General features: G+C 40.6%; 9 protein-coding genes. 3 read left to right on the forward strand and 6 right to left on the reverse strand.

The features are described from left to right. The 3 genes from V5N63_RS10765 to pth all read left to right on the forward strand — a co-directional run. On the forward strand, positions 1-702 hold a 702-nt coding region (locus tag V5N63_RS10765; RefSeq protein WP_332033943.1), incomplete at its 5' end, for a TRCF domain-containing protein. Between the two features lie 57 nt (positions 703-759). Beyond that, positions 760-1,659, forward strand: a complete 900-nt coding sequence (locus tag V5N63_RS10770; protein WP_332033944.1) for a hypothetical protein — start codon at positions 760-762, stop codon at positions 1,657-1,659. Positions 1,660-1,664: 5 nt separating this feature from the next. After that, positions 1,665-2,228: an aminoacyl-tRNA hydrolase gene (gene pth / locus V5N63_RS10775; RefSeq protein WP_332033945.1), complete on the forward strand. Its 564-nt coding sequence runs from the start codon at positions 1,665-1,667 to the stop codon at positions 2,226-2,228. On the opposite strand, the gene V5N63_RS10780 is transcribed toward pth, so the two are convergent. The 6 genes from V5N63_RS10780 to V5N63_RS10805 all read right to left on the reverse strand — a co-directional run. Continuing rightward, positions 2,215-2,907, reverse strand: coding sequence for a carbonic anhydrase (locus tag V5N63_RS10780; protein WP_332033946.1), 693 nt, complete (start codon positions 2,905-2,907; stop codon positions 2,215-2,217). The two genes, pth and V5N63_RS10780, sit on opposite strands and share 14 nt — an antisense overlap. Positions 2,908-2,938: 31 nt before the next feature. After that, entirely contained in the window at positions 2,939-4,534 is a 1,596-nt protein-coding gene (locus V5N63_RS10785; RefSeq protein ID WP_332033947.1) for a SulP family inorganic anion transporter, read from the reverse strand. Between the two features lie 172 nt (positions 4,535-4,706). Then, on the reverse strand, positions 4,707-5,000 hold the full coding sequence (locus V5N63_RS10790; protein WP_332033948.1) for a hypothetical protein: 294 nt from the start codon (positions 4,998-5,000) through the stop codon (positions 4,707-4,709). Positions 5,001-5,005: 5 nt separating this feature from the next. After that, complete coding sequence (locus V5N63_RS10795; RefSeq protein WP_332033949.1) at positions 5,006-5,686, reverse strand: carbonic anhydrase; 681 nt, start codon at positions 5,684-5,686, stop codon at positions 5,006-5,008. A 125-nt stretch (positions 5,687-5,811) separates the two neighbouring features. Continuing rightward, positions 5,812-6,366 carry a serine acetyltransferase gene (locus V5N63_RS10800; RefSeq protein WP_332033950.1) on the reverse strand — a complete coding sequence of 185 codons (555 nt, stop codon included), beginning with the start codon at positions 6,364-6,366 and terminating at the stop codon, positions 5,812-5,814. Positions 6,367-6,389: 23 nt separating this feature from the next. After that, the coding region (locus tag V5N63_RS10805; RefSeq protein ID WP_332033951.1) for a glycosyltransferase at positions 6,390-7,073 on the reverse strand (684 nt) is incomplete at its 5' end.

Here is a 7,073-nt window from a genome sequence, read left to right on the forward strand (position 1 = left end):
GAAGCGATCGAGCAGTTTTCGGATCTTGGTAGTGGATTTCAGATTGCAATGAAAGATCTGGAAATCCGTGGCGCAGGTGATTTGTTAGGCGGTGAGCAGAGCGGATTCATCAACGAAATGGGCTTTGACACGTACCAGAAAATTATGCAGGAAGCCCTTGAAGAATTACAGAACGATGAAGAATTTAGTGAACTGTTTGAAAATGAAGAAGACCGTAAAAAACTCTTCAAATCCAACAAAGAAGTAAATATCGATACAGATCTGGAATTGATGCTGCCGGATTCTTATGTACAGAGTATTGAAGAACGGCTTTCGCTTTATCAGAAACTAGCAGAAATTCAGAATAAAGAAGATCTTCAGAAATTCGAAAATGAACTTACCGACCGTTTTGGTAAACTGCCTTCAGAAGCTAAAAATCTTTTGAAATCTGTAGAATTAAAATGGATTGCAGCCGAGATCGGTTTCGATAAAATCGTGGTGAAAAACGGAGTGTTTCTGGGTTATTTTCCGCCAAATCCTCAGGATATGTTTTACCAGAGTGATAAATTCAGGCATATTATTTCGTATTTAAGTCAGAATCCGAAAGATGCTACTTTAAAAGAAAAACATTCAGCCGACAGCAACCAGCTGATGATGCGCAAAGAAAATGTGCAGCACGTGGATGAGGTGAATACGGTTTTAGAAAGAATTCTTGGGAAATAAAACTTTCGAAAACTCATTTCGAAAAAAAGGTTACTTTTGTTAAAATTAATTAGATAGATGAAAAAAATATTACATCTTTTTACTTTCCTCATTGGCTTGACTATTTTATTTTCATGTGAATCAAGCCGGGCTGAAAATGGCGATCTTCTCAACGGGATCAACGGGACGGAATCCGGACCCGGATCTGGTGGCGGAGCATCAAACGATAAAGTTCTAAAAAAAGTAACATCAATTGACATTGACGGGATTGCATCTGTAATTAATTATAATTATACTGCCGGTAAGCTTACTACTGTGAAAGTTGAAAGTGATGGAAAAACGGATGATTATACATTGTCTTATGAAAATAATGTGCTTTCCCAGCTGAAGATTGTGCAAAATGAAGGCACAACAGAGCTTATCACAACATTAAATATTACTTACAACGGTGGTAATGTTGCGAAAGCTTCAGGGAATACTGAAAGTGGAGGAACTGTGCTGATGAAAAATGATACCAATTTTACCTATGACAGTACAGGTAAATTAAAAAAAGCGAACACGATATTGTCGGGCGAGGATCCCGAAAATCCGGGAACATATCAACCTGCAACCACTATGGTGAGCGATTTGCTTTTTGCGGGTAATAATCTGTCCCAGTGGAAAATGACAATGACCAACCTGGCACCTCCGCCAATTGTAATTCCACCGGTAGTTATTGTGGCTAATTTAAGTAATTACGAAACCAACAAAAATCCTTTTGCAACACTTCCGATAGAATTTACCGTTGTGGCAGGTCATTTTATGACGGGAACCAACTCATTTACAGGATTGTCCATGAATAATTACAGGTCTACAACCGTTAATACCTCCGAGGGATCATACTCTACAAATTATGCTTATACTTACGACAGTGCGGGTTACCCAACCAAAGCTGTTTCCACAGAAGGAACACTCACTTTCGAATATATAAAACTTTAATTCTAATGAAATACCTTATCGTCGGACTCGGCAACAAAGGAGATGAATATACAGAAACCCGGCATAATGTCGGGTTTAAAGTTGCTGATAAAATCGCCGAAACCATTGAAGCACCTTTTAAATCTGCCAACTTTGGCTGGCTTGCTGAAGGCAAATATAAGGGAAGAAAAGTTTTCATCCTGAAGCCCGACACTTATATGAATCTTTCCGGCAAAGCTGTGAAATTCTGGATGCAGAAAGAAAACATTCCGCTGGAAAATCTTATGATTATTACCGATGATCTGGCGCTGCCTTTCGGAACGTTGAGAATGAAAATGAAAGGCTCCGATGCCGGTCACAACGGTTTGAAAAGCATTCAGGAACAGCTTCAGACTCAGAATTATCCGCGGTTGCGTTTTGGAATTTCTGCAGAATTTGCCGAAGGTAAACAGGTAGATTACGTTCTGGGAAAATGGGAAGCTGAGGAAAAAGAAAAACTTCCCGAAAGAATCGAGAAGTTTTCTAAAGCGTGTCTGTCTTTTGTTTTCGCGGGAATACAGAATACGATGACGGCTTTTAACGGGAAATAGCCATTTCGCCAGTTTGCGCTTCCATTTCTGCGTTCATATTGTCGTCCAGCCAAGTTACCACGCCGCTATCAACGCAGTAATTTGCACCCACAATTTTAATTTTTCCGTCTTTTTCCAGTTGATTTAGCGTCGTACTCTGGTGACGGATATCCTGCATGGTTTTCTGGATATTGCAAACATTCAGTCTTTCCAGAAGATCGCTGTTTGATGACGACCGCTCTTCGCCTTCTTTAATCAAACCGTCGATACAGCCCTGGAAATGGCCTACAAGGTGGTTAAGGTTTTCCATGCCCATTCCTTCAATATTTTGTGCGTCCAAACCGCCTTTCAGCGCGCCGCATTTCGTATGACCGAGGACCACTACCAATTTGGAACCTGCGACATTACAGCCAAATTCCATGGAACCCAAAATGTCTTTATTTACGAAGTTTCCGGCAATTCTTACGCTGAAAATATCGCCTAAACCCTGATCAAAAATCAGTTCCGCAGAAGTACGGCTGTCGATACAACTCAAAATTACGGCAAAAGGCCACTGCCCTGCGCGGGTATCATTCACCTGCTCCAGAAGATTTCTGTTGATTTTCAGGTTCTGTACAAATCGCTGGTTTCCTTCTTTTAGGAATTTAAGTGCTTTTTCCGGTGTTGTTGTAGATTGTGTTTCTAAGGTATGTGCTTTCATTTGATTTTTTGTTTAAAGTTGATAATTAAAATTACATTGCTCTTCTGTGGGCAATAATGATGTGTGAATCTTCGTCATCTGCATATTCCTGATAAGAAGTTTTAAAGCCGATAAGCCGCACTTCAATATCCTCTTCCTTTGCACGGATGTTAGCAAACTCCTGAATCATCTCAAGAATATCGGTCGCGATATAAGAAGTTGATCTTGCATCAATACAGACCTGAGAGTTAGGTTTGATGTTTTTAAGCGTTTTTTTAATGGCCGCTTTGTTGAGGAATGAAACCTCTTCCGCAAGTTTTATATTAATTTCGTCAGCATCATCAAGCTCTTCGCGGCTCAGATAGTAAGCTCGTTTCATATTTCCCTGAAGGATATAGAAGACCGAAATTAATAATCCAATTCCCACACCCTTCAGTAGATCAAGCGAAACTACTGCGATTACTGTCGCGATGAAAGGGATAAACTGGTATTTTCCTTTGTGCCAGAAATGCATCATCGTTGCCGGTTTCGCAAGTTTGTACCCAACCAAGATCAAGACCGCAGCTAATGTAGCCAGCGGGATTAAGTTCAGGATAAACGGAATGGTAAGGACACAGATTAATAGCAGTGCGCCATGAATTACAGTTGACAGTTTTGAAGTGGCGCCGGCACTTGCATTGGCAGAACTTCTTACCACCACCGAGGTCATTGGTAAACCGCCGATTGCTGAAGAAATCAGATTGCCTATTCCCTGAGCGCGGAGTTCCAGATTGGTATCGGTAATTCTTCTTTTCGAATCTAAACGGTCGGAAGCTTCAATACAAAGCAATGTTTCTATAGACGCGACAATAGCGATTGTTGCGCCAACGATCCATACTTTCGGATTCAGGAAACCCTGAAGGTCAGGAAAAACGATCATGTTTTTAAAATCTGCCACACTTTGGGGAACCGGAAGAGAAACCAAATGTTCAGCACCAATCGCAAGATTACTGCCGGTAACCGTGAAAATATAATTCAGCAGAATTCCTGTGCCTACAGCAACCAAAGCTCCGGGAATCATTTTCAGTTTTTTCAGCGCCGGAATTTTATCCCACGCCAGAAGAATTCCTATGGAAACCAGGGTTACAATTACAGCACCCGGATGAACTCCGGCTAAAAGTTCAGAAAAATAATTCGGATTAAATCCATTGGCAAAAAGGGTCTCATTGCCTTCAAAATCTTTATCGTATCCCAATGCATGGGGAATCTGTGTTAAAATAATAATGATCCCGATACCCGCCAGCATTCCTTCGATTACGTTAGTTGGGAAGTAATTTGAAATACTTCCGGCGCGGATAAATCCTAAAATAAGCTGAAGAATTCCGGCAATAATTCCTGCACAAAGAAAGAGTTCAAATGCACCCAAATCCGTAATTGCGGTGAGTACAATCGCCGTTAATCCCGCTGCCGGACCGGAAACTGAAATGTTGGAATTGCTGAGTGAACCAACAACCAAACCACCGATGATTCCCGCAATAATTCCTGAAAGTGGTGGTGCTCCGGATGCAAGTGCAATCCCCAGACATAATGGGAGTGCAACCAAAAATACGACGAGCCCTGAAGGAAAATTTTCTCTTATTCCTGCGTATATTGAAAGTGTTTTTTTCATTTTTTTTGAAAGTTTTGCTGTTGGTTTTGCCCACATTTCTGCACTCGGTTTCGCATGTGAAACCAACTGTACTTGTGAACGTAGCTACAGCGTATAGAATTTAATTTTTTTAGACAGTACAGCTTTCCACACTTATAAAAAGTACGGTATATCCACTGTAAATTTTAAAAAATTAAGCTTCCGGAGGCGGAGAAAATATCGTAAGAAAAGGAGAAAGATGAACGGAATCATCTGCACAGATAAAGGATCTCTTCGATCGGTCTGTTTCGAAAAACTTCAGGAAATCATGTACATTAAGAGTTCCCGGAATGGTTTTTTCGTTGATAACTAAGGGGGAATGTTGGGTTTCTTCTTCGGAAATCACCATGTTGGTTGCCGGTAAATCCCAATCGAAAAACGTGGCAATACTTGGTAAGGCCATGAAATTCAAAAATACCGTCAATGTTATGATGCTCCAAAGTTTCATATAAATCAGAGAAGGTTTTTATTCTTCTTTCTACTCATCACCCATTCAGAGTTGGTTAAATTGTATATTTTCTGAATGTCTTTCAGGATACTTTCAAAATCAATTTCCAGATCGATGATTTTTCCTGTTCTTAAGTCGAAAACCCAGCCGTGAACAATTGGGTATTCGTCCACCAGATACTGCTCCTGTACTACGGCCATTTTGATCACGTTGATGCACTGTTCCTGCACGTTCAGTTCTACAAGGCGGTCGTAGCGTTTGTGCTCGTCGGTAATCGCATCCAGTTCTGTCTGGTGCAGCCTGTACACATCGCGGATATTTCGCAGCCAGGGATTCATCAGTCCCAGATCCTGCGCCGTCATCGCAGCTTTTACACCGCCACAACCGTAATGTCCGCACACAATAATATGTTTTACCTTTAAATGTTCCACTGCGTACTGAATCACCGCGGTAGCACTCATATCTAAGGTGTTTACCAAGTTGGCTACGTTTCGGGTTACAAATACTTCGCCAGGTTTTAAACCCATCATTTCTTCTGCTGAAACACGGCTGTCGGAACAACCGATGTACAGATATTCAGGAGTTTGTGAGGCTGAAAGGATTTTGAAAAAATCTGGATTTTCGGCCAATTTAGATTCGACCCACTTTTTATTATTTTCGAAAATAACTTCATACGATTTTTTCATAGCTTAACTTTTGTGGGATTATACTATTTTGTAGTTGTTATTTGCAAAAGCAATAGATGGAATCAATTATTTTGCAAATGTAAAGTATAGAAATTTAAATCCCGAATATTTAACAGATTTTAATATTAAATTTTATTATTAATGTAGCCCAATGTCGCATTGGTATTGCTACTGATAGTTGCGGGATTGCCAATGACCACAGAATGATCAGGAATATCGAAATTCACATAAGCGTTCGGTGCAATCAGAACATTGTTGCCAATTGATATTTTTCCAACCAACACCGCGTTCGGACCGATCCACACTTCATCACCAATCACGGGAACGCCTTCATTTTTGCCGCGGTTGGCCTGTGCGATGGTTACACCTTGTGCAATGTTGCAGTTCCGGCCGATTTTAGCTTTGGGATTAATAACGAGCGCGCCCCAGTGCCCCAAATAAAAACCTTCGCCAATCTGGGTTTCAGGATAGATTTGAAAGCCGTATTTTATTTGATGATGTCGCAAAACAAGCCTCCAGAATGCTCCCAGAAAAGATTTTTTTCTGTATTGCTGGCATTTTCTCAGAATGTAAATAAAGTGAAGGTTCGGATTGATGCATTTTGCCCAGATCTCCGGAGACGAAAGCATTTTGCCGCTTTCACGGTAAAAATCTTTCTGTATGATGGTGTAGTTGGACATAACGCAAATTTAAGTGAAAGGTTTTAAAGTTCATCAATAATCTTAATGATTGATTGCACTGAATTTTCAAGAGTAAAAGGCATTTTGTAAGTGTTCAGTTCTTGAGCATACTCATTAAAACTTTCCGGTTGGGCGAGTGCTTTTTTCATTCCATCATAAATTCCCTTTTCGGAATTTTCTACGATAAGTCCTAATTTTCCGTTTTCCAGCATTTCGCGTACTCCCGAAACTTCGGTGGCGATAATTTTCTTTTTTAAAGTAATTGCTTCAAATAAAACCGTCGGAAAACCTTCATATCTCGAACTTAAAACAAAGAAATCCGCATTCCGAATGTGCGGATACGGATTGTCGGTAAAGCCCGTCATTTCTGCAGTTTCAACCACACCAAGATCGGATTTCAGTTTTTTGATGTTTTCAAAATCGTAACCGTCGCCTACTATTTTTATGTGGTGAAGAAAGCCCTCATCGAGGAGACGTTTATGAACTTTGAGCAGCCGGTCGAACCCCTTCTGCGGAAAAACAGTTCCCACGGAAACGAAGACAGGTTGCCGGTTGCTGGTTTCTGGTTGTTTGTCTCGGCTCTTGACTCTTGGTTCTTGGCTCTTTCTAAGAATTTCCTCTGTATCCAATGGATTATAAATACGGACAATCCGACTCTTTTCATTTTCATTCTTCGCAAGTGATTCAAAATCTTTTTGAATATGCTC

Source organism: Kaistella sp., from assembly GCF_032060305.1.
Classification (GTDB): Bacteria; Bacteroidota; Bacteroidia; order Flavobacteriales; family Weeksellaceae; genus Kaistella; species Kaistella yananensis.

Excerpts from the sequence above, each read along its gene's own strand:
- V5N63_RS10770 (WP_332033944.1), top strand. The coding sequence starts at position 760 with ATGAAAAAAATATTACATCTTTTTACTTTCCTCATTGGCTTGACTATT.
- pth (WP_332033945.1), top strand. The coding sequence starts at position 1,665 with ATGAAATACCTTATCGTCGGACTCGGCAACAAAGGAGATGAATATACA.
- V5N63_RS10780 (WP_332033946.1), bottom strand. The coding sequence starts at position 2,907 with ATGAAAGCACATACCTTAGAAACACAATCTACAACAACACCGGAAAAA.
- V5N63_RS10785 (WP_332033947.1), bottom strand. The coding sequence starts at position 4,534 with ATGAAAAAAACACTTTCAATATACGCAGGAATAAGAGAAAATTTTCCT.
- V5N63_RS10790 (WP_332033948.1), bottom strand. The coding sequence starts at position 5,000 with ATGAAACTTTGGAGCATCATAACATTGACGGTATTTTTGAATTTCATG.
- V5N63_RS10795 (WP_332033949.1), bottom strand. The coding sequence starts at position 5,686 with ATGAAAAAATCGTATGAAGTTATTTTCGAAAATAATAAAAAGTGGGTC.
- V5N63_RS10800 (WP_332033950.1), bottom strand. The coding sequence starts at position 6,366 with ATGTCCAACTACACCATCATACAGAAAGATTTTTACCGTGAAAGCGGC.